This window comes from Pseudomonas sp. OE 28.3, assembly GCF_014268205.2.
Lineage (GTDB): Bacteria > Pseudomonadota > Gammaproteobacteria > Pseudomonadales > Pseudomonadaceae > Aquipseudomonas > Aquipseudomonas edaphica.
In genome coordinates this window covers 6546449-6566795 of the sequence record NZ_CP077082.1, presented here as the reverse complement: position 1 = coordinate 6566795, position 20347 = coordinate 6546449, and the positions used below count along the sequence as shown (strand labels likewise).

The following is a 20347-nucleotide window of genomic DNA, read 5'->3' as shown; positions in this document are numbered from 1 at the left end:
CTTAATGCTCGCCCAGGCCTGGGTCCACGCGCTTGCCGATATCCTTGAGGCGCGCCAGTTGGTCGACCATCCCAGGCGCCTCGTCCATGCTGGTGACGAAGGTCCACAGGTAGGTCATGACCGCGTAGATGTGGCCGGCCTTGACCGCCGGCGACAAAGCCAGCTGGCTGATCGCGACCACAAACAGCAGGGCTGCCAGCGTGCCGAGAAACAGGTACGCGGCGGCCTCGCGGTCGGACAGCCAGATGCGCAGGCGTGACAGCACGTGGTAGTGGCGACGCAAGGTCGGTGCGCCGACTTTTTCCACCAGGCCGATTTCTTTCTCCAGGCGATCATTCAGGCGCTCATGCAGTTCCTGGTTGCGCTGGGCAAAGCGTGGCAGCAGCGTCACGCATAAGAGCAGGGCGGCCAGGCACGCCAGGCCGACCCAAGGCTCAATCACGATCAGCATCACCGCCGCGCCAATAATCGAGACCAGCGCCGTGGCGATAATCGGCACGTGCTTTTCAAAGAAGTCGACGAATTCGCGCGCAAGCACCACCCGTGCGGCGGATTTTGAGGTGCTGTGGTTCTGCAGGCGCTGGTTAAGAATCACCGGCACCGCAAGGTCGGCGTAGATTCGCGTAAAGGTGCGCGTATCCAGCGCCCGTCGCGCCGCGCCGACCACCCAGAACGCCATCACCACCAACGCATAGAACAATGCGCTGGTGGCATCGCCACGGATAATCGAGTCCACCGCAAACCCGGCAAACAACGGGTAGGCCAACAGCAGCGCATTCTCCAGCGCCACCAGTGACAGTGTGCAGAACAGCTTGCCGGGGTATGCCTTGGCGATCGCCTTGAGCGTTTGGCCGGCGGATTGCTGGCCGATTTTCTTGCTTTCTTCAATCAGGATTTGCGGGGTCACGGATGACATGGGTGCACCAAAGGAGTGATAGACGCTATTATTGAGCGACTGCTCAAGTATCCTTGAGCGATCGCTCAAAAAGCAAGCGCCGCTTATCTACCGGCGCCCAAAGGAATTGCCCATGTCGCGTATCGACCGTAAAGACCAGATCATCGCCGCTGCCCTGGAGCTGTTTCGCAGCAAGGGCTTTGCCGATGTGTCCACCCGCGACCTGGCCGAGCATGCCGGCTTGTCGCGCAGCCACGTCTATCACTACTTCAGCGACTGGAACGAACTGCGTCGCGAAGCCTTTGTGCGCTTTGCCAATGAGCAATTGGATGAAGTGCGCGAGCCCTTGGCAGATGCTCCGCCACTTGAGGCGCTGGTGGGTTTTTTAGGTGATTGCCTGCCGAGCACCGCTGATGCCGGCTGGGCGTTGTGGCTGGATGCCTGGGACGAAGCCATGCACGACCCGCAAATGGCCCAGGCGTATCTGGTGATCAACGCGCAGTGGCAAGGCATGCTGGCTGAGGTGATTGAGCGAGGCGTGGCTGAGGGGATTTTTCGCTGCGACTCGCCGCAACGCGCGGCCCGGCAAATTTTCGCATTGGCGATGGGGTATGCCGATGACCTGATGCTCAAACCGTCTGCGGCGTCGGCCGAGGCGGTGCTGGATGAGGTCATGGAAGTGGCGCAGCTGCTGTTGGGTTTCTCCGCATAAGGGCTCGGTATTTACACCATTTCACTGTGGCGAGCGGGCTTGCCCCGCGTTGGGCTGCACGGCGGCCCCGGCTCTACCGGTTGAATCGTATTGGCCGGACCAGGAGCGCTTCGCACTCCAACGCGGGGCAAGCCCGCTCGCCACAAAAGCCCACATGCCACAGAATTTGCGTTCGTTAAGCGCTAGCCGACTGCCGCAGGCCGGTACTGCAAGGCCTCCTGCAAATGATGCCGGGCAATGTTTTCAACCCGCTCAAGGTCCGCCAGGGTGCGCGCTACCTTGAGCAGCCGGTGGGCTGCGCGCAGGGACAAGGTCAGTCGCTCGCAGGCGCTTTCCAGCCAGCCTTCATCGGCTTTTGCCAGTGTGCAGTGCTCGCGTAACCCCGGCAGATTCAGAAAGGCATTGGCGCAGCCCTGGCGCTTTTGCTGGCGTTCTCGAGCCTCTGCCACCTGCGCCGAAGCCGTCGCCGTATTATCGCCAGTGTGTTGGGTCGGGTTCAGCGCAGTGGTCTCCCGTGCCACGGTCAGGTGCAAGTCGATCCGGTCCAGCAACGGCCCTGAGAGCTTGTTGCGATAACGCTGAATCTGCTCCGGCGTACACCGACAGCGCCCGCTGGGTTCACCCAAATAGCCGCAAGGGCAGGGGTTCATGGCGGCCACCAATTGAAAACGTGCCGGAAAACTCACCCGGTCGCGGGCGCGGGAGATCACGATATGCCCGGATTCGAGCGGCTCGCGCAGCACTTCCAGCACCTTGCGATCAAACTCCGGCAGCTCATCCAGAAACAGCACGCCATGATGGGCCAGGGTAATTTCCCCCGGCTGCGGTTTTGACCCGCCGCCCACCAGCGCCGGCCCCGACGCTGAATGGTGCGGTTGACGAAACGGACGGTGCGGCCAATGGCTCAACGGCGCCAGGCTGACCACTGACTGAATGGCCGCCACTTCCAGGGCTTCCTGCTCACTCAAGGGCGGCAGCAAACCAGGCAGGCGGCTGGCGAGCAAGGTCTTGCCGGTGCCGGGTGGTCCGCTGAACAGCAGGTTGTGCGCGCCCGCAGCCGCAATCAGCAGTGCGCGCTTGGCGGCAAGCTGGCCTTGCACCTCACTCAGGTCCGGGTAGGGTTTGTTCAAGTACAGCAAGCCGTCGGATTTATACGGCTCAATCGGCACCAGCCCATTCAGGTGCGCCACCACTTGCAGCAGGTGGTCCACTGCAATCACCTTCAACCCCGACGCCAGGCACGCCTCCTCGGCATTTGCCCGCGGCACTATCACGGTGCGCCCGGCCTTGCGTGCGGCCAGCGCGGCCGGCAGCACACCTTTGACCGCCCGCACCTCACCGGACAGGGCCAATTCCCCCAGGCATTCCACGTCATCGAGCATCAATGCCGGCACCTGCACGCTGGCGGCCAGGATGCCCAAGGCAATCGCCAAATCAAAACGCCCACCATCCTTGGGCAGGTCGGCGGGCGCCAGGTTGAGGGTGATACGGCGGGCCGGGTATTGCAGCGCGCAGTTGAGGATGGCGCTGCGCACGCGGTCCTTGCTTTCCTTGACGGCGGTTTCCGGCAGGCCCACCAAGGTAAGCGATGGAAGACCATTGGCCATATGCACTTCGACGGTAACGGCGGGGGCTTCTACGCCAATTTGGGCACGGCTGTGGACGATGGCGAGGGACATGCTCGTTCCTTGAGTGGGAGGCCGCTTCCTGCGGGTTTTTCAAGGGTAGACGAGGTGAGATGCTTTCGAGGGCGGGAGGTTTTACTGAACGTATCCAAAGAGCGACGCAGAACACCGTGGGAGCTGGCTTGCCTGCGATAGCGCCAGTGAATTCAACACCGCTATCGCAGGCAAGCCAGCTCCCACAGGGGCCGGGTTTATTCAGCAGCGGGTGGCGTCAACCGCGCTTCCAGCTCCGCTACCTTCGCTTCCAGACTCTCCAGCCGCGCACGGGTGCGGGCCAGCACGACCATCTGGCTGTCAAATTCTTCCCGGCTCACCAGGTCAAGCTTGCTGAAGCCGCTTTGCAGCAGCGCCTTGAACTGGCTTTCGATTTCGTTGCGGGGCAGCGGGGTTTCGCCGCTGAACAGGCGAGAGGCGTGGCCGCTCAGGGCGTCGAGGAGGTCTTTGGGCGCGAGCATGGGAAATATTCCGGAAAACTGTTGGTCGGCAGTGTATCACGCAGCGTCTATAGTCCTTTCACGGCCGCGAGCGCACGCTTTTCGCGCAGAGGGCTGGGCGGCTACGCACTGTTTTTGTGCGCATTGCAGCCGCCAATACGCCCCGCAGGTGGGCATAAGTGGGCAAAGGACTGATTTCAGTGGTTTTTACGGAGCTGGCAAGGTTTCTGCTTAGACGATCATGACCCATGCACTGATGCAGTCGCTGTGACGAATGCAGTGCGCCGACGGATCAGGGGTACAGGTTTCGTCACCAGTGGTTCGCTGGCGTCGCAACGGCAAATGCCGAGGCGACGACGCGTTACAAAGCCAGGCACTGCGCTTAGACTTGAGACGGGTTTGTTTTCCTGGGGCAAGTCCACCAATTCGGGAGAGAGTTTTCATGAAGCTAGTCACTGCCATCATCAAGCCGTTCAAGTTGGACGATGTACGCGAGTCACTGTCCGAGATCGGCGTGCAGGGCATTACCGTTACTGAGGTCAAAGGCTTCGGTCGGCAGAAGGGGCACACCGAGCTGTATCGCGGCGCGGAATACGTGGTCGATTTCCTGCCAAAGGTGAAGATTGATGTCGCCATTGACGACAAGGATCTTGACCGGGTTATCGAGGCGATAACCAAGGCGGCCAACACCGGCAAGATCGGTGACGGCAAGATCTTCGTGGTCAATCTGGAACAGGCTATTCGCATCCGTACCGGCGAAACCGATACCGACGCAATCTAAGCCGCCAAACCCCCAACGCCCCAGGAGAAAACAATATGACTCTGCGTAAATTCGCAGGGCTAGGAGCCCTGTTGTCCCTCGTAATGCCGGCCCTGGCATTGGCGGCGGACCCAGCCCCTGCTCCAGTCCTCAATTCCGGCGACACGGCGTGGATGCTCACATCCACCGCGCTGGTACTGTTCATGACCATTCCGGGCCTGGCGCTGTTCTACGGCGGCATGGTGCGCTCCAAAAACATTCTTTCCGTGATGATGCAGTGCTTCGCCATCACCGGCCTGATCACCATCCTGTGGTTCGTTTACGGCTACAGCATGGCGTTCGACACCACCGGTATGGAAGCAGGCGTCGTCAACCTCAACTCGTTCGTGGGCGGCCTGTCCAAACTGTTCCTGTCGGGTGTAACCCCGGCGAGCATCACCGGCCCTGCGGCGCTGTTCCCTGAGGCGGTGTTTGTCACCTTCCAGATGACCTTTGCCATCATTACCCCTGCGCTGATCGTCGGTGCATTCGCCGAGCGTATGAAGTTCTCCGCGATGCTGATCTTCATGGGCGTCTGGTTCACCCTGGTCTATGCGCCGATTGCCCACATGGTGTGGGGCGGTCCGGGCTCGTTGCTGGGCGACTGGGGCGTGCTGGACTTCGCCGGCGGCACCGTGGTGCACATCAACGCCGGTGTGGCTGGCCTGGTGGCGTGCCTGGTACTTGGCAAGCGTAAAGGCTTCCCGACCACCCCGATGGCACCGCATAACCTGGGTTACACCCTGGTCGGTGCAGCCATGCTGTGGGTTGGCTGGTTCGGCTTCAACGCAGGTTCTGCTGCGGCGGCCAACGGTACTGCCGGTATGGCGATGCTGGTCACTCAGATCGCTACCGCTGCTGCGGCACTGGGCTGGATGTTCGCCGAGTGGGTCACCCACGGTAAGCCAAGCGCACTGGGCATTGCCTCGGGCGTAGTAGCCGGCCTGGTTGCAATCACTCCGGCTGCCGGCACTGTTGGCCCGATGGGCGCTCTGGTCATCGGCCTGGCAGCGGGCGTGGTGTGCTTCTTCTGCGCCACCACCCTGAAACGCAAACTGGGCTACGACGACTCCCTGGACGCCTTCGGTGTGCACGGTATCGGCGGTATCCTCGGCGCGATCCTAACCGGCGTGTTCGCAGCGCCTTCGCTGGGCGGCTTCAACGCGGCCACTACTGACATCGCGGCGCAAGTCTGGATCCAGTGCAAAGGCGTGGGCTTCACCGTGATCTACACGGCCATCGTGACTTTCATCATCCTCAAGGTGCTGGACATGGTGATGGGCCTGCGGGTGACCGACGAAGAAGAGGCGGTGGGCCTCGATCTGGCGCAACATAACGAGCGCGGCTACAACTTGTAAGTACGCGAAAAAAAGATGCCCGGCTTGCCGGGCATTTTTTTGTCTGGTGTTTGTCTGTGGCTAAAGGCGGATGGGTTTTTTGCCGAGTTTGTGATGGGATCCACACGGCACTTTTGAGGATGCGAAAGTCTTACATGCATGTAGGCGTATTCGACACTTTGTTTTTTCCCAGACCGCGCTAGAATGCGCGCCGATGGGCGGAGAACTGTATGTGGCAACAGACCCTGATTACCCTGCGGGCCAAGCCCCGGGGCTTTCACCTGGTAACGGATGAGTTGCTTGCCGGCATGCCTGAGTTAAAGGCTTGCCGAGTAGGCCTGTTGCATTTGTGGCTGCAGCACACCTCGGCCTCGTTGACCATCAACGAGAATGCCGACCCGGCGGTTCGCCGTGACTTCGAGCGTTTTTTCAACTCGCTGGTGCCGCAAGGGCGTGCAGGGTTCGAACACAACGACGAAGGTCCGGATGATCTGCCGGCGCACTTCAAGGCCAGTCTGCTGGGCTGCCAGTTGAGTTTGCCGGTCAAGGCCGGCCGCTTGGCGATAGGGACTTGGCAAGGTGTTTATCTGGGCGAGCACCGTGATCATGGCGGTGCTCGTAAAGTCCTCGCCACCTTGCACGGTGATGGGGCATAAGCCACTGGTTATCCAGTGGATGTGATTTTTTTCCGGCGACCTCGACAGAGGGTGAAGCTGGGCTATAACTAATCTGCTTTTCGCAAGTCATGAGGTAGAACATGAGCGACGATGATCTGGAAAACGACGACCTTGAAGTAGGCGACGACGACGAGGCTGAAGAAGGCCTTGAAGCGGCAGCTGAAGACGTTGCTGACGACGACGGTGGCGATGATGCACCCGCCCCGGCAGCCAAAGGCAAAGCCAAGGCCGCTGTCTCGGTAGACGAACTGCCGAGCGTTGAAGCCAAGAACAAAGAGCGCGATGCGCTGGCCCGTGCGATGGAAGAATTCCTCGCTAAAGGCGGCAAAGTGCAGGAAGTCGAGGCCAACGTGGTGGCAGACCCACCGAAGAAGCCGGATAACAAGTACGGCAGCCGACCTATCTGAGGTCAGCAGACTGCTTGTAAGAAAAAGCCCGCCGTCGCTGCGGGCTTTTTCATGCCTGAAACAAATTCTTAAAATTCATTGCATAGCCCTGTGGGAGCTGGCTTGCCTGCGATAGCGGTGGGTCAGACAGACCGCTATCGCAGGCAAGCCAGCTCCCACTTTGAATCTTCAGCGTGACTGCCAGCTGCGCAGCAGCTCCGGCAACTCTGTCAGGCTACGAATCTCTGCATCCGGCTGTTTATCCGCTTCCCACGGTTTGCCCGTCGGGTTGAACCACACCGCGCGAAGCCCGGCCTGCTGCGCACCGGCGATGTCATCGCCAGGATGATCGCCAATATGCACGGCCTGATTTGCATCCACGCCACCGCGCTGCAAGGCTTCCTGAAACAGCCGCGCATCCGGCTTGGCAATGCCGATATCCTCGGCGCGCAGGGCAAAGTGGAAGTAATCCGCCAGCCCCACGCGTTGCACATCGGCATTGCCGTTGGTGATCACGCCCAGCAGGAAGTGCTGGCGCAACGCCTTTAGCATGGGCTCCGCTTCCGGGAACGGAGTGAGCTGGTGACGGGCGTGAATAAACGCCTCGTAGCACACATCCGCCATCTGCGTGGCCTCAGGCTGTGGGTAACCCGCCTCTTCAAACGCGTGCATCAGGACCTTATGACGCAGGATGCTGATGCGATATTTAAGCTCTGGATGGCGCTCCAACACCTGCTGGCGAAGGCTGGCGAAATGTTCCAGGGGCAAGTCGCCAACCTTGGAGGCGTTAAGTGCCAGCCATTCGCGCATCGACGCCTCGGCGTTGATGATGACGGGTACGTTGTCCCAGAGCGTGTCGTCCAGGTCGAAGGTGATCAGCTTGATACTCATGAGTCGCCGCCCTTGATGCGTTTGGCCCGTGGATGGGCGCTGTCGTATACCGTCGCCAGGTGCTGGAAGTCGAGGTGGGTATAGATCTGCGTGGTCTTGATATCGGAGTGGCCGAGCAGCTCCTGCACGGCGCGCAGGTCCTGGGACGACTCCAGCATATGGCTGGCAAAAGAATGTCGCAGCATGTGAGGGTGCAGGTTTTGCCCCAGCTCGCGTTCGCCGGCAGCCTTGACCCGCACCTGAATCGCCCGTGGCCCCAGGCGTCGGCCTTGCTGGCTGACAAACACCGCATCGTCGGCCGGGTTGGTCAACAGGCGCAGCGGCAACCACAGCTGCAAGGCTTCGCGGGCCTTCCTGCCCACCGGCAGCACACGGGTCTTGCTGCCCTTGCCGAGCACTTGTACCAGGCCGTCCGCCAGGTCCAACTGATCCAGGTTCAGGCCGGTCAGCTCCGACAAACGCAGGCCCGAGGAATAAAACAGCTCAAGAATCGCCTGGTCACGATGGGCCAGGAAGTCATCCTCAACGGCGCCGTCCAGCAGTTGCAGGGCGCGGTCGGTGTCGAGGGTCTTGGGCAGGCGCCGTTCGCCCTTGGGCGGCGACAGGCCGTTGGCCGGGTCGTGGTCGCACAGGCCTTCACGGTTGAGGTAGTGATAGAGGCCGCGTACCGCTGAGAGCAGGCGCGACAGGCTGCGCGAAGACTGGCCCGCCTGGTGCAGGCGCGCGATCAGGCTGCGCAGGCTCTGGATATCCAGCGCCTTCCAGCTGGTGATCTGTTGTTTTTCGCAGTACGCCAGGACCTTGTTCAGGTCCCGTCGATAGGCTTCCAGGGTGTGAGGCGACACCTGGCGCTCGTTGCGCAGGTGAGCGCAATAAGCGTCCAGTTGCCGTTCCATGGCTAGCGCACCGCGCGCAGGGTGGTGGTGTGGCGGGGCAAGACGCGACCCAGCACTTCGGCGATGTAGGTCAAGAACAGCGTGCCCACCGAGCTTTTGTAGTGCGCAGGGTCACGGCTGGCAATCGCCAGCACGCCGTGCAAGCCTTGATGGCTGAGGGCGACTACGGCGGTGGAGCCGATCTGCTTGCGCTGTTCGGCGCCAAACAGGAAATCCAGCTCGTGTTCACGCAAGGTGCCGCTGATGGTCTTGCCTTCCGAGAGCAGGCCGCCGATTGCGGTTTGCGCGTCGCTGCCGCTGACCCAACGGCCCACCGGCATCGGGTTGTCGCTGAACAAAATCAGGCTGACAAACGGCACCTGAAAGTCCTGGCGCAGGCTGTCTTCCACGGCGATGACCGTTTCTTCCAGGCTGTTGGCGTCCATCAGGGTCAGTATCAGGCGGCGGGTCTTGTCGAACAAGCGGTCGTTGTCGCGGGCCACATCCATCAGGTGTGAAAGCCGATGGCGCATTTCGATATTGCGCTCGCGCAGGATCTTCATCTGCCGCTCCACCAGCGACACGGTATCGCCACGCTGGTGGGGGATGCGCAGGGCGGGCAGCAGTTCTTCGTGTTCGACGAAGAAGTCCGGATTAGCCTCAAGGTACGCCGCGACAGCAGCGGCCTCCAGACTTTCGCTTGGGGTTGCTTGGGCGGGTACTTGAGGCTTATCGGTCATTAGCTTGGCTCACTCATAGACGGACCTGTCCTTCGTATACACGCGAGGCCGGCCCGGTCATCATCACCGGGTGGCCAGGCCCTGCCCACTCGATGGACAAACGCCCACCCGGCAGGTCGATCAATAGGGGCGAATCCATCCACCCCTGGCTGATCGCGGCGACGGCTGCGGCGCAAGCACCGGTGCCGCACGCCTGGGTTTCGCCGGCGCCGCGTTCCCATACACGCAGCTGCGCGCGGGTACGGTCGATCACCTGCAAAAAGCCCACATTGACCCGCGCTGGAAAGCGCGGGTGATGCTCGATCTTCGGCCCCAGCTCATGCACCGGGGCGTTGTTGATGTCGTTGACCCGCAGTACGGCATGGGGGTTGCCCATGGAGACGGCAGCGATGTCGACGATTTTGCCTTCTACATCCAGCGCGTAACTGGCGGCCTGCTCGGTGGCCTGAAACGGAATATCCGCTGGCACCAGGCGTGGCGCGCCCATGTTGACGCTGATCTGGCCGTCGCTGCGAATGTCCAGCTCGATCACGCCGCTTTTGGTCTCGACACGAATCTGGCGCTTGGCAGTCAGGCGTTTGTCCAGCACAAAGCGCGCAAAGCAGCGCGCACCGTTGCCGCACTGTTCCACTTCGGAGCCGTCGGAGTTGAAGATCCGGTAACGGAAATCCACCTCCGGGTTGCTCGGCGCCTCGACGATCAGCAATTGGTCGAAACCGATGCCGGTGTGCCGGTCGCCCCACTGTTTGGCGTGCTTGGGCAGGATGTGCGCGTGCTGGCTGACCAGGTCCAGGACCATAAAATCATTACCCAGCCCGTGCATCTTGGTAAAACGCAGCAGCATGGCTTACTCCGGCAGCAGGCTTTCGCCAGCAAACAACTCGGCTACCGTCTCGCGGCGACGCACTTCAAACGCTTGATCACCGTCCACCAGCACCTCGGCGGCACGGCCGCGGGTGTTGTAGTTGGAACTCATGACAAACCCGTAGGCACCGGCCGAATGCACGGCCAGCAGGTCACCTTCTTCCAGGGCCAACTGACGATCCTTGGCCAGGAAGTCGCCGGTTTCGCAGATCGGGCCGACGATATCGTAGGTGCGGCCTTCACCCTCGCGCGGGGTTACGGCAGTGACGTCCATCCACGCCTGGTACAGCGCCGGGCGGATCAGGTCGTTCATCGCCGCATCAACGATGGCGAAATCCTTGTGTTCGGTGTGCTTGAGGTACTCGACCTGGGTCAGCAGCACGCTGGCGTTGGCAACGATATAACGGCCCGGCTCGAACATCAGGGTCAGGCCGAGGCCTTCGGTGCGCTCACGCACAGCCTTGATGTAATCGGCGATCAGCGGCGGTTCTTCATCGCGATAACGCACACCCACACCACCACCGAGGTCGATGTGTTGCAGGTAGATGCCGCACTCGCCAAGGCGATCGGTCAGCGCCAGCAGGCGATCAAGGGCGTCCAGGAACGGAGGCAGGGTGGTCAGTTGCGAGCCGATATGGCAGTCGACACCCAGCACTTCCAGGTTCGGCAGCTGTGCGGCACGGATGTACACGTCCTCGGCGTCGGCAATGGCGATGCCGAACTTGTTCTCTTTGAGACCGGTGGAGATGTAAGGGTGCGTGCCGGCATCGACGTCCGGGTTGACGCGCAGGGAGATCGGCGCGCGAACGCCCATCTCGGCGGCGACCACTTGCAGGCGCTCCAGCTCGTCGGTGGATTCGACGTTGAAGCAATGCACGCCCACTTCGAGCGCGCGGCGCATGTCTTCGCGGCTTTTGCCGACGCCCGAGAAGACGATCTTGTCAGCCTTGCCGCCGGCAGCCAGAACACGTTCCAGCTCGCCACGGGAAACGATGTCAAAACCAGCGCCAAGACGCGCCAGGACATTCAGTACACCCAGGTTGGAGTTGGCCTTGACCGCGTAGCACACCCTGTGTGGAACGCCTTCCAGTGGGTCGGTGAACGAGCGGTATTGGGCTTCGATGTGCGCACGCGAGTACACATAGGTCGGGGTGCCAAACTGCTCGGCAATCGCGGACAGCGCCACGCCTTCCGCGAACAGCTCGCCGTCCCGGTAGTTAAAAGCGTCCATGATGTTCCCTTAGTAAGTGTCGTGCTTATGCGCTTTCGCAGCTTTCTGCGACGACTGTGCCTGGTCGTTCGGGTCTTTGCTGTCATCGGGCAGGTACAGCGGGCCTTTTTGACCACAGGCACTAACGAGGCAAGCGACCGCGACGAGCGCAGCAAGGGAAGAGATCAGGCGCTTCATGGCGAAATCCTTGAATATGCATTAATTGCGCCCGAGTATACCGACCACCCGGCAGCTTGCCTATGCGCCGTAATACCCGTCCGGCGGGGGTTTGCCGAGCATGTCGCGATTCGGCCTACGCTAAATGAGGATATTTCACGCGGCTGCGGGTAATGAAATCGGTATCCTTTGCAATCATCATGGCGCGTCCGTATCGTGCGCCGCTTGAGCGTGACCAGACACTTTTCGAGGTTCCCACAATGAGTTTGACCGAAGCCCGTTTTCACGACCTGGTGGATTCGACCCAGCAGGCGCTGGAAGATATTTTCGACGACAGCGGCCTGGATGTGGACCTGGAGAACTCGGCTGGCGTGCTGACCGTTAAGTTTGAAAACGGCACCCAACTGATCTTCAGCCGTCAGGAGCCGCTGCGTCAGCTATGGCTGGCGGCGCGTTCGGGTGGTTTTCACTTCGACTACAACGAAGAAGACAAAAACTGGCAGTGCGATACCAGCGATGAGCTGTTAAGCGAAATGCTCGCACGCCTGGTCCAGGAACAAGCCGGCGCCGAGCTGGACTTCGACGAGATCTGATCGTGACCCAGCCTGCACCTGTACGCCCACCCAAGCCGCTGTTCAGCAATGTCAGCCCGGCAGTGCCGTCACCTTGTATCAGTTTGTGTCGCCTGGACGAGCAAAAAGTCTGCCTTGGCTGCTACCGGCACGTGGAAGACATCCGCGAATGGCGCTCCGCCGACGATGCCCGGCGTCGAGTGATCTGCGCCGAGGCCGAACAGCGCAGGGCGCGCGCCTGAGGCCGTCTTGTTTATTTGTGACGCTGTGGTAGTGTCCGGGTACGCCTCAACTCATCGAGGCCCGTGAGAACCCCGCCTTTTCCTGGCGGGGTTTTGCTTTTTTGTGCAGAAAAAAGGAGTCTGCCTGAATCATGACCGCACCTTCCATCATTCTTACCCGTCTTGACGTGCAGCGTCTGGAGCAATTGATCGACCGCTTGGGCGACGACTCTCCCGGCGCCGAAGCGTTGCAAGCCGAACTCGACCGCGCCGAAGACGTGGTTGGCCACGATGAAGTGCCTGCGGGTGTCGTGACCATGAACTCCAGCGTGCATTGCCGTGAGCAAGGCAGCGGCAAGGACTACCACCTGACCCTGGTGTACCCGAAGCACGCGAACGCCGATGAAGGCAAAATTTCGATCATGGCTCCGGTAGGCAGCGCCTTGCTTGGCCTGCAAGTGGGCCAGCACATCGACTGGCCGGCGCCGGGCGGCAAAACCCTCAAGCTTGAATTGCTCAGCGTCGAAGGCCAGCCCAAAGATGGCGGCGCCTTCCCTCTCTAAATCTGGCTCAGCGCCGCATTCAGCGACAACTCCAGCTCGGCCTTGTAACGCAGATACAAGTTGCTCGGGCTTTGCACATCACCGAGCAGGCCGGACAGGTCCAGGTCGGTGATGTAGCAGCGGTAAAGCTCGGTCTCCCGGCGTTGCCCGACGATTTCCTGGGCGACCACGGCAAACAGTTGGTCGCCGAACTCCAACTCCGAAAACTCCCGTTGATTGCAATACAGCGTGATGCCGACCTGGCCGGGTGCGGCCTTGCCGATAATCGCCTGCACGTCATAAAACGGCTTGTTGGTCGGGTTTTGCGGCACCGGCCGAGGCTCGATGCCGCGGGCGCGGTGGCTGCCTGACGGCAACAGTTGGTAATACAAAGTCTGCACTTCACCTAGCTGTTGCTGTGTATCCAGCGGTGCCAGGGCTTCGCGACGATAGATGATCGACTGCAGGAAGCGCTGCAGCGGCGCCAGCAGGCTTTGCTCATCATGAAACGGCAAGCGTTGCTGCCACAGCGCGTTGAACTCATCCAGCACATACAGCTCGGCGAAGCCTTCATTGACCCGGTAGAACACCTGCACACAATCAGCCATGCCCATGGGCAGCAGCAGGGCCAGGTCGTGGTCTTCCAGCGCCATGGCATCCAGGTGCAGCGGGCTGTAGCTGGCCAGTTCTTCGCTGAGGTAGGCGATCAGCGCATCCTGGGTCAGCAGTGGCACGTGAGTGGCCTGGCCCGGCGTCAGTTCCATCACGTGATAGTGCTGCTGCACCTGCAGGAGGTAGCGGTGATTGGACTGGCTCAGCAGCAGGTTCTGCACGGTGTCGAAAATTTCTTCCACCCGCTGGGCAATGAATTGCGCACGGTTGTGGCAGAAGCAGCGCACCCGCAGGCGTGGCAGGTGGTTCGGCGGCAGTTGGTTGAGGTAGTCGCGCAGGCAGTCGAGCAGTGCATGGGGGCCGTCGTAGCGGCTGACCAATACCTCGTTCCAACTGTTGAGCGTGACCTGATCCAGGGTCAGCACCAGGTTGTCGCGCACACCGGCGTAGCTCAGGGAGTCAGTGCGCTCGGTGGTCATCAGGATATTCAAGTCGCGGTGATGCTTGAGCGGGTCGACGCCGACGTTGATCAGCAACAGCACCTCTTCCGGTACCGCCGAGCGCAACAGGCGGTCTTCATCAACGCTGGCCAGGGGCAGGGCGATGGTCTGTTGCAGGCAGCCCAGCAGGTTGAACAGCTCGAATTCCGTCATGTCGCTGACGCCTGGGTGCAAGGCCAGGCGCGTGCTGCTGTCGATCACGCCGTTGCGATGGCACCAGGTGAGCATTTCCAACAGGTCGCGGCTGCGCTTGATCGGCGCGAAGTGCTCCCATTCCAGCGCCGTGAGGTTGCCGTTGTACAAGCCCCAGTGGTGCTGGCCGGGCTCTTTGCGGTTGGGCGATTGCACCAGGGTCAGGGTGTCTTCGGCCAGGTCCGGGGCGATGCCGGGGTTGATGAACTCGACCTTGCCGGCTTTACGCTCAAACGCGGCATACAGGCGCCGACCCAGCACATTGAGGTCGCGCTTGTTGATCAGGCTGACGGTCTGCTCGGTGCGAGCGAACTGGGTGAGAAAGCGGTAGCTGTAATTGAGTTCGCTGACCAATGCGCGGCGCTCGGAAGCCACCTGGCGCACTTTCCACTGGCTGCGGCTGTCCAGCAAGGCCAGTTGGCGCTGGTCCCAACCCCATTCATGGGCCAGGCGTTCCAGCAACAGCCGCTGCCAGCTGGTGCTGCGTTGGCCGGCGCTGAGCTTGCGATTGACCTTCAGGTACAGCGCGCGGCGTACCAGCTCCAGGCGATCGGGTTCATTGCGCGCCCTGAGGTATTCCTCGATGCGACGGTAGACCACGATGTACGGGTCCAGCTCGTCCAGGTCCATCTGGTTGGCAAACACCGCACGTTTGAAGCGCAGGCTCAGGCAGTGCACGTTCGGGTGTTCGCTGGCGTACACCTCGGTCAGCAGCAGCTTGAGCACCGATTTGTAAGGCGACTCGATGCCCTTGAACAGTTGCCACAACCCCGCGCCGATAAATTCGCCAGGCGGGATGTGCGCCAGGTGGCCGAGGTCGAGGGTTTCATCGGCGCGGATAAAACGTTTGGAGATCAGCGCGTGGGTGAACTCGGCGTAACGGGTTTCTTCATAGACCGGCACCAGCCACCAGATGGGCGTGCGCCCGGCGAGCCAGATGGCGGTGCGGTAGAACTCATCCAACAACAGGTAATGCTGGGTGGTGCCGCAATCGTCAGAGCTCAGTTGCGTATCGCGCTCGCCTGAAACAAAGCGCGTCGGCTCGATCAGAAAGAAATGCGCCTCGGCGCCCATGGTCAAGGCCCAGGCTTCCAGCAACTGGCACTTTTTGCGCAGCTCGGCCAGTTCGTTCTCGCCAAGGTCCGGAGCGTGGCAGACCCACACGTCCATGTCGCTCTGGTCCGCCTGGGCCAGGGTGCCGAGGCTGCCCATCAGGAACAGGCCATGGATCGGCCGCGGCGGGTTGCCATGGCGCGGCTTATAGGAGAACGAGCGGGTCAGGCGCTGGGCTTCGGTGAGGGCCTGGGCGTCGGGTTCGAAATTCGACAAGCCTGCCGGCGTGCTGCTCGAGACGTAGCCGGGCAACAGCGGGTGGTTGACGTGGAAAAACAACGGCAGCAGGGTCAGCACGTTTTGTTGGCGCGGCGTCAGCCCTTCGACGGCGCGGGCCATGCGGCCTGCATTGAGGGCCATGAAGCGCGCACGCAACTGGGCCAGCACCTTGCGGTCGATGCCTTCGTCCAAGTCGGGGCGGATTTCATGGGTGCGGGTCATTTCTGGGTCGTTGGCTCGCAGAGCCCGACGTGGGCGGCCGTGTAGGAGTTTACAGCCAGAAGCGTAGGAGGTTTAGATGATATGTGGCTTTTTGGCGTCAGAATTTTGTGCGGCCCACAGCAACGCCCTCGGAATCCGCAGCAGGCGGACCCCATGGGCGACAGTAAGGTGTCAGGCAGCTTCTTTGGTAGTGGCGGTAGTCAGGATAGTCAGCAGGGTTTGCGCTTGCTCGGCAGCGTCGCGGCCGAGGCTGGTCAGGTAGCCCCCATCCGGCTGGTCGATCAGGCCTTTGGCATGAAGGCGTTTGGCAGCGGCGATGGCAGTAGGCGCGGCGGTCTGGTGGACTTTCAGACCTTCCTTGGTGCTGTCCAAGGGGAAGAGTACAAGGATTTCCAGTTCGGCAACCAACTCAGGGGTATACGACATAAGGACTCCAGACTTTCTAAAATTTATTAGAGGCTAGCAGGCCATAAGGTGAACGCACTTTGCCGAACTGTCCAGCGTGTTGCTGCGTGCCCGGACTATTCCTTTTCCGGCGGCAACTCAGGCAGCGCCCGCAGTGCTGTTTCGTACCATTCGGTATTGAATGCGCGATCCTCGTCCAGCATCGCGTCGATCTCGAAAGCCAGCACGTGAGCCATGAGATTCAGGATCTCTTCACGCTCATAACCCACCAGGGTCAGTTTGTTGAACGTAGCCTTGGCGGCAGGCGGGTTGTCGCTTTCGATCTGATTTTCGATCGCTTCGATCAGTGTATTTTCGGTGAACTCTTCTTCGTCGCTGTCGATATCGGTCGGCTCGCTCATGGCAGGCTCCTCAAGGAAAGGGCGCCAGTCTACCGCCATTCAGGCAACTGATGCTGCTGGTCAGGCGGCCTGCATGGATCTATAACTCTTGCAGCCAACCCCACACCCGGCCTGGAGGCATTCGCAATGCTCAAGCTTTACGGATTTTCGGTCAGCAACTACTACAACATGGTCAAACTGGCGCTGCTGGAGAAAGGCCTGCCGTTCGAAGAAGTGCCGTTTTACGCAGGCCAAACCCCTGAAGCCCTGGCCGTCAGCCCGCGTGGCAAGGTGCCGGTGCTGGGCGTCAAGCAAGGCTTTATCAACGAAACCAGCGTGATCCTCGAGTACATCGAGCAAACCCAGGAAGGCCCGTCATTGCTACCCGCCGACCCGTATCAGCGCGCCCAGGTGCTGGCGTTGTGCCGGGAGATCGAGCTGTATATCGAGTTGCCCGCCCGCGCGTGTTTTGCCGAGGCGTTCTTTGGTATGCCGGTGCCGGATGCGATCAAGGACAAAACCAAGGCTGAGTTGTTGCTGGGGGTTGGTTCTTTGGGCCGGCACGGCAAGTTCGCGCCGTATGTGGCGGGTGAGAGCTTCACGATTGCCGATCTGTATTTCATGTACAGCGTGAACCTCGCCTGCGCGGTGGGCGAGAAGCTGTTTGGCCTGGATTTGCTGGCGCAGTTGCCGAAGGCCAAGGCCTTGCTGGAGCGCTTGCATGAGATGCCCAACGCCAGGAGGGTGGCGGCGGACAGGGAGGCAGCGATGCCGGCGTTTATGGCGATGATTGCGGCCAAGAAGTAGATATTTGGCGGCAGGGATGACGCTATCGCAGGCAAGCCAGCTCCCACATTTTGAATTGTGAACCCATTCAAGTGTGGGAGCTGGCTTGCCTGCGATGCTTTTAGCGGCTGGCGAGCAGTGCCTGGCCGCGCACAACGGCTGCCTTGACCTGCGCCGGCGCAGTGCCGCCCACGTGGTTACGGGCATTCACCGAGCCTTCAAGGGTCAGCACGGCGAACACGTCCTGCTCGATCTGGTCGCTGAACTGGCGCAGTTCTTCCAGGCTCATTTCCGCCAGGTCCTTGCCGGTGTCCACGCCGTACTTCACAGCATGGCCGACGATTTCGTGGCAGTCACGGAATGGCAGGCCACGGCGCACCAGGTAGTCCGCCAGGTCGGTGGCAGTGGAGAAACCGCGCAATGCCGCTTCACGCATGATCGCGTGCTTGGGCTTGATCGCCGGGATCATGTCTGCAAACGCACGCAACGAATCGCGCAGGGTGTCGGCAGCGTCGAACAGCGGCTCTTTGTCTTCCTGATTGTCCTTGTTGTAGGCCAGAGGTTGGCCTTTCATCAAGGTCAGCAGGCCCATCAGCGCGCCGAACACACGGCCGCTCTTGCCGCGCACCAACTCCGGTACATCGGGGTTTTTCTTTTGCGGCATGATCGAGCTGCCGGTGCAGAAGCGGTCCGGCAGGTCGATGAACTGGAATTGCGCACTGGTCCACAGCACCAGCTCTTCGGAGAAGCGCGACAGGTGCATCATCGCAATGCTGGCGGCGGCGCAGAATTCGATGGCGAAGTCGCGGTCCGACACGCCGTCCAGGGAGTTGCCGCCCACGGCGTCGAAACCCAACAGCTGCGCGGTGTATTCGCGGTCGATCGGGTAAGTGGTGCCGGCCAATGCCGCGCTGCCCAACGGCATGCGGTTGGCGCGCTTGCGGCAGTCCACCAGGCGCTCGTAGTCGCGGCTGAGCATTTCGAACCAGGCCAGCAAGTGGTGGCCGAAGGTCACAGGCTGCGCGGTTTGCAAGTGGGTGAAACCGGGCATGATGGTGCCGGACTCACGCTCGGCCTGCTCCAGCAGACCTTTTTGCAGGCGGGTGATTTCGGCCAGGATCAGGTCGATCTCGTCGCGCAGCCACAGGCGGATATCGGTGGCCACCTGGTCGTTACGGCTGCGACCGGTGTGCAGTTTCTTGCCGGTCACACCGATGCGGTCGGTGAGGCGCGCCTCGATATTCATGTGCACGTCTTCCAGGTCGACGCGCCAGTCGAACGTGCCGGCTTCGATCTCACCGCGGATGGTGGTCAGGCCGTCGATGATGCTGTCGCGCTCGGCGTCGGTCAGCACGCCGACCTTGGCCAGCATCGTGGCGTGGGCGATCGAGCCCATGATGTCGTGGCGGTACAGGCGCTGGTCGAAGGTGACGGAGGCGGTGAAGCGCGCGACGAAGGCGTCGACGGGTTCACTGAAGCGGCCGCCCCAGGACTGGTTGGTCTTGTCGGTGCTCATGGATTCGCTCGTGATCTGCTTAAAAAGAGGCGTGGAGGTGTGCCGCCGATAATAACAGGGTTGCCCGTTGAGGCGATGCTACGGGTGATCGGCATTTTTATTTGCGCCAAGGATGGCTAAGTGCCTTGCCGCCGAACGCATCCGGGACGAGACTGGGGGCAGGCGTTAATTGAAACGATATTTGACGATTGAGCAATATCGTCTCAGCGAGCGTCTACAGTTGCACTGATAGAGCGTGAATGCACCAAAGTCGGGTGATGCGGTCATAGCCCAGACTATCCATTAAAAAAGGGGGGTATTCGGATTGTGTATCAGCAAACCCTACGACGATGCCCAAAGGCAGCAGGTCTTGGGCGCAATTGAACAGGTCCGGGTAAATTTGGGTGCCGCTGCCGGGGCACTTTTTGCCGCTCGCGCTAGTCTTAGCGTGGATCGCTGTGACGCAAGTCACCGCACCTGTCTACGCTATCCTTGTGCGAGACTCACGCAGGAATCCAGCGCAATATGAATGTCCTGATCGTTGATGACGAACCCCAAGCCCGCGAGCGACTGAGCCGTTTGGTCAGTGAACTCGAGGGTTATACAGTCCTTGAACCGAGCGCCACCAACGGCGAAGAGGCGTTGACGCTGATCGACAGCCTCAAGCCGGACGTGGTGTTGCTCGATATCCGCTTGCCGGGCCTTGATGGCCTGCAAGTCGCCGCCCGTTTGAGTGAGCGAGAATCGCCACCTGCCGTGGTGCTGTGTGCCGCTCAAGAAGAGTTTTCCACCGAGACCCTGGAAGCCAGCGGTGTCAGCTTCATCGTCAAGCCGGTGGCGAGTGAAGCATTGCTCAAGGCCCTTAAGAAGGCCGAGCGACCAAACCGCGTGCAACTCGCTGCGCTGACCCAGCCGGCCGCCCAAAGTGGCAATGGGCCGCGCAGCCATATCAGCGCGCGGACCCGCAAGGGCATCGAGCTGATCCCGTTGGACCAGGTGGTCTACTTTATTGCCGATCACAAGTACGTGACCCTGCGTCACGAGACCGGCGAAGTGTTGCTCGACGAGCCGCTCAAGGCCCTTGAAGATGAGTTTGGCGACCGCTTCGTGCGCATCCACCGCAACGCACTGGTGGCGCGCGAGCGAATAGAACGCTTGCAGCGCACGCCTTTGGGGCACTTTCAGTTGTTCCTTAAAGGGCTTAACGGTGATTCCTTGATCGTCAGCCGACGTCATGTCGCCGGCGTGCGCAAGATGATGCAGCAGCTTTAGCCCAAGGGCTGTAGCGAGGCCTGCATTCCGATATCCCGGTGCGACGTGGCCAGGGAGGCCCCGCACTTGCTGATTCAAATCAAAGCGTGTTTGCCTGAGCTGTTATTATCTGCCGTATCTATTCAGTACGGATT

At 61.0% G+C, this 20347-nt stretch carries 23 protein-coding genes; 10 read left to right on the top strand and 13 right to left on the bottom strand.

Features of this window, described 5'->3' with window-relative positions:
* Position 1: 1 nt before the first annotated feature.
* Positions 2 to 916 (bottom strand): ABC transporter six-transmembrane domain-containing protein, encoded by a 915-nt coding sequence (locus HU759_RS29740; protein WP_170036726.1) that lies wholly within the window; start codon positions 914 to 916, stop codon positions 2 to 4.
* Between the two features lie 112 nt (positions 917 to 1028).
* On the opposite strand from HU759_RS29740, the gene HU759_RS29735 reads away from it, so the two are divergent.
* Positions 1029 to 1607: a TetR family transcriptional regulator C-terminal domain-containing protein gene (locus tag HU759_RS29735; RefSeq protein WP_170036728.1), complete on the top strand. Its 579-nt coding sequence runs from the start codon at positions 1029 to 1031 to the stop codon at positions 1605 to 1607.
* Positions 1608 to 1789: 182 nt separating this feature from the next.
* Here HU759_RS29735 and HU759_RS29730 read toward each other — a convergent pair whose 3' ends face one another.
* Positions 1790 to 3286, bottom strand: a complete 1497-nt coding sequence (locus HU759_RS29730; protein ID WP_138452421.1) for a YifB family Mg chelatase-like AAA ATPase — start codon at positions 3284 to 3286, stop codon at positions 1790 to 1792.
* Between the two features lie 197 nt (positions 3287 to 3483).
* Positions 3484 to 3747, bottom strand: a complete 264-nt coding sequence (locus HU759_RS29725) for an accessory factor UbiK family protein (protein WP_058421153.1) — start codon at positions 3745 to 3747, stop codon at positions 3484 to 3486.
* Between the two features lie 421 nt (positions 3748 to 4168).
* Between HU759_RS29725 and glnK the strand changes: the two genes are divergently transcribed.
* The 4 genes from glnK (at position 4169) to sutA (ending at position 6946) form a co-directional block, all read left to right on the top strand.
* Complete coding sequence (gene glnK / locus HU759_RS29720; RefSeq protein WP_002555808.1) at positions 4169 to 4507, top strand: P-II family nitrogen regulator; 339 nt, start codon at positions 4169 to 4171, stop codon at positions 4505 to 4507.
* 35 nt (positions 4508 to 4542) lie between these two features.
* On the top strand, positions 4543 to 5883 hold the full coding sequence (locus HU759_RS29715) for an ammonium transporter (protein WP_017135897.1): 1341 nt from the start codon (positions 4543 to 4545) through the stop codon (positions 5881 to 5883).
* Between the two features lie 209 nt (positions 5884 to 6092).
* Positions 6093 to 6518, top strand: coding sequence for a secondary thiamine-phosphate synthase enzyme YjbQ (locus tag HU759_RS29710; RefSeq protein ID WP_099550273.1), 426 nt, complete (start codon positions 6093 to 6095; stop codon positions 6516 to 6518).
* Positions 6519 to 6619: 101 nt separating this feature from the next.
* Positions 6620 to 6946 (top strand): transcriptional regulator SutA, encoded by a 327-nt coding sequence (gene sutA, locus HU759_RS29705; protein WP_017135899.1) that lies wholly within the window; start codon positions 6620 to 6622, stop codon positions 6944 to 6946.
* Between the two features lie 168 nt (positions 6947 to 7114).
* Here the strand turns inward: sutA and HU759_RS29700 are convergent, their stop codons facing one another.
* From HU759_RS29700 to HU759_RS29675, 6 genes are read right to left on the bottom strand one after another with little or no spacing between them, the layout of a single operon-like run.
* Positions 7115 to 7816 (bottom strand): HAD family hydrolase, encoded by a 702-nt coding sequence (locus HU759_RS29700; protein WP_170036730.1) that lies wholly within the window; start codon positions 7814 to 7816, stop codon positions 7115 to 7117.
* Complete coding sequence (xerC, locus tag HU759_RS29695; RefSeq protein ID WP_017134991.1) at positions 7813 to 8712, bottom strand: tyrosine recombinase XerC; 900 nt, start codon at positions 8710 to 8712, stop codon at positions 7813 to 7815. The genes HU759_RS29700 and xerC overlap by 4 nt, the downstream gene beginning before the upstream one ends.
* A 2-nt stretch (positions 8713 to 8714) precedes the next feature.
* The gene (locus HU759_RS29690) at positions 8715 to 9431 is read right to left on the bottom strand and encodes a DUF484 family protein (RefSeq protein WP_056860805.1); all 717 of its coding nucleotides are present in this window, start codon (positions 9429 to 9431) and stop codon (positions 8715 to 8717) included.
* Positions 9432 to 9444: 13 nt separating this feature from the next.
* Complete coding sequence (gene dapF, locus HU759_RS29685; RefSeq protein WP_017134993.1) at positions 9445 to 10275, bottom strand: diaminopimelate epimerase; 831 nt, start codon at positions 10273 to 10275, stop codon at positions 9445 to 9447.
* Between the two features lie 3 nt (positions 10276 to 10278).
* Positions 10279 to 11526, bottom strand: coding sequence for a diaminopimelate decarboxylase (gene lysA / locus HU759_RS29680; RefSeq protein ID WP_170036732.1), 1248 nt, complete (start codon positions 11524 to 11526; stop codon positions 10279 to 10281).
* A 9-nt stretch (positions 11527 to 11535) separates the two neighbouring features.
* Complete coding sequence (locus HU759_RS29675) at positions 11536 to 11703, bottom strand: lipoprotein (RefSeq protein WP_017134995.1); 168 nt, start codon at positions 11701 to 11703, stop codon at positions 11536 to 11538.
* Positions 11704 to 11942: 239 nt separating this feature from the next.
* Between HU759_RS29675 and cyaY the strand changes: the two genes are divergently transcribed.
* From cyaY to rnk, 3 genes are all read left to right on the top strand, one after another.
* Complete coding sequence (cyaY, locus tag HU759_RS29670; protein ID WP_099550435.1) at positions 11943 to 12275, top strand: iron donor protein CyaY; 333 nt, start codon at positions 11943 to 11945, stop codon at positions 12273 to 12275.
* A gap of 2 nt (positions 12276 to 12277) precedes the next feature.
* Complete coding sequence (locus tag HU759_RS29665; protein WP_056860802.1) at positions 12278 to 12496, top strand: DUF1289 domain-containing protein; 219 nt, start codon at positions 12278 to 12280, stop codon at positions 12494 to 12496.
* A gap of 131 nt (positions 12497 to 12627) precedes the next feature.
* Positions 12628 to 13038, top strand: coding sequence for a nucleoside diphosphate kinase regulator (gene rnk, locus HU759_RS29660; protein WP_017134998.1), 411 nt, complete (start codon positions 12628 to 12630; stop codon positions 13036 to 13038).
* Here the strand turns inward: rnk and HU759_RS29655 are convergent.
* The 3 genes from HU759_RS29655 to HU759_RS29645 form a co-directional block, all read right to left on the bottom strand.
* On the bottom strand, positions 13035 to 15875 hold the full coding sequence (locus HU759_RS29655; RefSeq protein WP_170036734.1) for a class I adenylate cyclase: 2841 nt from the start codon (positions 15873 to 15875) through the stop codon (positions 13035 to 13037). The two genes, rnk and HU759_RS29655, sit on opposite strands and share 4 nt — an antisense overlap.
* A 171-nt stretch (positions 15876 to 16046) precedes the next feature.
* Positions 16047 to 16301, bottom strand: coding sequence for a TIGR02647 family protein (locus tag HU759_RS29650; protein WP_010207442.1), 255 nt, complete (start codon positions 16299 to 16301; stop codon positions 16047 to 16049).
* A 95-nt stretch (positions 16302 to 16396) separates the two neighbouring features.
* Positions 16397 to 16681, bottom strand: coding sequence for a hypothetical protein (locus HU759_RS29645; RefSeq protein WP_017135000.1), 285 nt, complete (start codon positions 16679 to 16681; stop codon positions 16397 to 16399).
* A 126-nt stretch (positions 16682 to 16807) separates the two neighbouring features.
* On the opposite strand from HU759_RS29645, the gene HU759_RS29640 reads away from it, so the two are divergent.
* A complete protein-coding gene (locus tag HU759_RS29640; RefSeq protein ID WP_170036736.1) occupies positions 16808 to 17467 on the top strand; it encodes a glutathione S-transferase in 660 nt (219 codons plus the stop codon).
* 100 nt (positions 17468 to 17567) lie between these two features.
* Here HU759_RS29640 and argH read toward each other — a convergent pair whose 3' ends face one another.
* Positions 17568 to 18962, bottom strand: a complete 1395-nt coding sequence (argH, locus tag HU759_RS29635; protein ID WP_008439335.1) for an argininosuccinate lyase — start codon at positions 18960 to 18962, stop codon at positions 17568 to 17570.
* Between the two features lie 504 nt (positions 18963 to 19466).
* Between argH and HU759_RS29630 the strand changes: the two genes are divergently transcribed.
* Positions 19467 to 20213: a LytTR family DNA-binding domain-containing protein gene (locus HU759_RS29630; RefSeq protein WP_186618392.1), complete on the top strand. Its 747-nt coding sequence runs from the start codon at positions 19467 to 19469 to the stop codon at positions 20211 to 20213.
* The last annotated feature ends 134 nt before the right edge of the window (positions 20214 to 20347 follow it).